This window comes from Kitasatospora sp. NPDC057223, assembly GCF_042669755.1.
GTDB lineage: Bacteria > Actinomycetota > Actinomycetes > Streptomycetales > Streptomycetaceae > Kitasatospora.
In genome coordinates, this window is record NZ_JBHUWW010000281.1 from 1 (window position 1) to 3,323 (window position 3,323).

Genomic DNA, 3,323 nt, shown 5'->3' on the forward strand with positions numbered 1-3,323 from the left:
CGTACAGCGTCCGGCCGCGGCGCCGGCATGCCGCGTCCCGCGTCCAGGCGCGGGTACAGGTGCGCGGTGGAAACGGCGGAGGCTGCCGCCCTTCACCTGGAAGGGCGGCAGCCTCGGGTCACCGGCTCCGGCTACTGCACGGTCAGGCTGTCGAAGTTCGCGCCGGTGGCCTTGGTCAGGGTCGCGCGGACGGTGACGTTCGCCCCCTGCGGGAGGGTTTCGGTGCAGGAGGCCGTCGCCCAGGTGTCCCAGCTGCCCGTGGGCGGCAGGGCGAGGGTGGAGCCCTTTGTGCCGTTGACGTCGATGGTCACGGGGCGGTCGGTGTCGCCCCCGTTGGCGTAGCGGATGAGGAGTTGCCTCTTCCCCGCCACTGCCACGCCGACCGTCCACGCGATGGTGGCTCCTGCGGACGTTCCGTTGAAGTCGGCGTAGCCGGTGCCGGTGTAGCCGGGGTGGAGGGTGTCGAGGATGAAGGTGCTGTCGAACCGCGCGCTCTCGGCCTGGTAGACCGTGCCGCCGCCGACGGCGGGGAAGGCGGCGCCGCTGGGTTCGACGGTCGCGGCGGTGCCCCCGTTCCCGCCGACGGGGATCTCCGCCGTGACGACGGTGAGGATCTTCGCCTGCGCGTCCCACACGCTGCCGGCGCCGTTCCCGCTGAGGACGGCCGCGGCCTCGCTGGTGAAGGCCGGCAGGGTGGCGCCCCCGTTGACCCGCATCCCCACGGGCTTGGACAGGCCGTGGAAGCGGACGAGGTAGCGGCGCCGGTCGGGCGCGCCCTGGTACGTCCCCTGCGGATGGGCGACGACGACACGGGTCGGGGCGTCGGTGTAGGTGAGGCGGGTGACGCTCGTGTTCTGGGCACCCGTCCGGTAGGCCTCGGTCACCCCGTCGTCCTCGACGAGTTCGAAGGCGCCGTCGGCCCCCGCGTAGACCTCCAGCTCCAGCTGCCGCTTGCTGAGGTAGGCGGTGCTCTGCGCGTACGGGTACCTGGGCAGGATCGCCCCCGCCTTGACGAACAGCGGTGTCTCGCCGGTGCGGGTGGTGTACGCGAAGTCGCCGGCGTCGGACCCGGCGTGCTTGATGTCCGCCCAGAAGTTGTACCAGGTGGCTCCGGCCGGCAGCCAGATCTGCTGGACGCCCCCGCCGTCGGAGGTGAGGGGTGCGACGAGGAGCGAGGGCCCCCACAGGTACTGCAGGTCGTGGGTGTAGGCCTGGGGGCGGTCCTGGTAGTCGATCACCATGGCCCGCGCCATCGGCATGCCGGTGGCGGCGGCCTGGTGGGCGAGCGTGTAGATGTACGGCATCAGGCTGTACCGCAGCTGCCCGTACCGCGCGAAGTCCGCCTGCGCCTGGGCGCCCTGGTCGAGCGGCCAGCGCGATGCCTTCCTGCCGAGCTGGGCGACCGAGGCGCCGGTGTGGGGGCGCCAGACCGGGGAGAAGCTGGACCAGGCGACCGGCCAGTTGCGGTAGAAGGCGTCGGAGACCGTGCCGCCGTCGAAGCCGCCGCCGTCGATGTTGGCGAAGGGGAAGCCGCCGAGGCCGGCCGTCTGCATGCCGCGGATCTGGTTCTGCATCTCCTCGTAGGTCTGGCTGATGTCGCCCGTCCAGTAGTGGCCGTAGCGCTGCTGGCCCGCGGTGGCGCCGCGGCTCCAGGTCCACGGGCGCTTGGCCGAGCCGATGTGCCCGCTCCCGGCGGGGTCCCAGCCCTCGCCGCCGACTCCCTTGTGCAGGTTCAGGAAGTAGGCGTTGCGCCCCTCGGCCCAGGTGCGGCCGTCGGCCATCACCGCCGTGTACGGGATCCCGCCGAGGTCGTCCGTCTCGTCGATCCACAGGCCGTCGCAGGGGAAGCCGAGGCTCGGGTTGAGGGCCTTGTCCCAGAAGACCCTCCACACCCAGGCGCGGGTGGCGGGGTTGCTCCAGTCGGGGACGGCGTTGCTGTCCTTCACGTTCTTGAGGTCGGCCGCCGCGAGGCTGTAGCCGGGCGGCGGGCCGGCCTTCCAACCCGCCATCTCGTTGGTGTTGTTGCGGTTGTAGTCCAGCGTCACGGTGACGCCGTTCGCGGCGGCCCACTTCTGGTAGCCGGCGGGGTCGGGCCAGCGGTCGGGGCTGAACTCGAACCAGGAGCCGGACCAGGCACCCGAACCCGCGCGCCAGCGGTTGTCGTTGACCTGGTGGTCGAAGGGGAAGCCGGCCGCACGGTGCTGGCCGATCTTCTGGCGCCACCAGTCCTGGTCGCTCACGTCGGCGAAGCTCTTGTCGGACATGTGGAGTCCGAAGATGGACTGCTGGGGCAGCCTCGGGCGGCCGGTGAGCTGGGTGTAGCGGTCGAGGAGCCGCCCGAACTGCGGGCCGTTGATCAGGAAGTAGTCCACCTGGGGGCGTGCGCCCCCGGCGTTGTGCCCGTCGGCGGAGAACCCGTAGCCGTTGCTGCCGCCGAAGTTGAAGGTCGTGTCGAACGTGGTGTTGAAGAACACCCCGTATCCCCTGTTGGAGAGGTAGAACGGCACGATGGCCGGCGCCTGGTCGACGGGGTTGTGGGCGGCGGCGTCCGCGTCGGCGTAGTTGTGGGAGACCGAGTCACCGGTGCGGTCGAGCCGCGGTGAGCGGCCGAGTACGCCGTGCCCGGCCTTGAGGAAGCGCTCGCCGGCGGGCGGCGGCGCGAACGCCTGGGTGGCGACGGTGGCGTTGGTGCCGCTCCAGCTGATGCCGCGGGTGGCGTCCTCCTTCGCCAGCAGCGCGCCGGTGGCCCGGGAGTAGAACTCCAGCCGCAGCGGCTTCTTGTGCAGGACGACGCGCAGGCCGTCGGCCGCGGCGGTGCGCATCTCGATGGTGTCCGCGGTGACGGTGAGGCTCAGGCTGCCACCCATGGCGGTGTGGTTCCCGGGCACCACCATCTCGTAGCGGGTGTCCGCGAAGAAGGTCTCCCCGGAGCGGGCCGCGTGCACCCGGACGATCTGGTCCCCGTACGCGGTGATGCGCAGCTGCTGACCGGTCGTGCTGGTGACGGTGATGCTCCGGCTGTCGGCGGTGTGCTTGGAGTAGTCGGTGAGCAGGTCCGTTGCGGCGGCGCCGGCCGTGGGGGCGGTCACGGTGCTCACCGCGCCCACGGCCAGCGCGCCGACGGCCGCCGAGAGCAGGGTCCTGCGCTTGATGTGATCGTGTTCCATGGTGTCTCCCATGCGTGTGGCTGCCGGGTCCGGAGCGGCACTCCGGTACGTGCGGCGCGCCGCGGGCGGGGTCGTGGGGGGTCCGGGGGGGGGCACCCCCCCACCCGAACACCTGGGAGGGGCCGTGGTCGTGGTGGGACGGGTCCGTGCACCGCA

Annotated in this window: 1 protein-coding gene; it reads right to left on the bottom strand. The window is 71.9% G+C overall.

Translation table 11 applies throughout. The features are described from left to right. Positions 1 to 131 precede the first annotated feature (131 nt). Positions 132 to 3,167: a TIM-barrel domain-containing protein gene (locus tag ACFUK0_RS39970; protein ID WP_380258977.1), complete on the bottom strand. Its 3,036-nt coding sequence runs from the start codon at positions 3,165 to 3,167 to the stop codon at positions 132 to 134. Positions 3,168 to 3,323: the final 156 nt, after the last annotated feature.

Excerpts from the sequence above, each read along its gene's own strand:
- ACFUK0_RS39970 (WP_380258977.1), bottom strand. The coding sequence starts at position 3,167 with ATGGAACACGATCACATCAAGCGCAGGACCCTGCTCTCGGCGGCCGTC.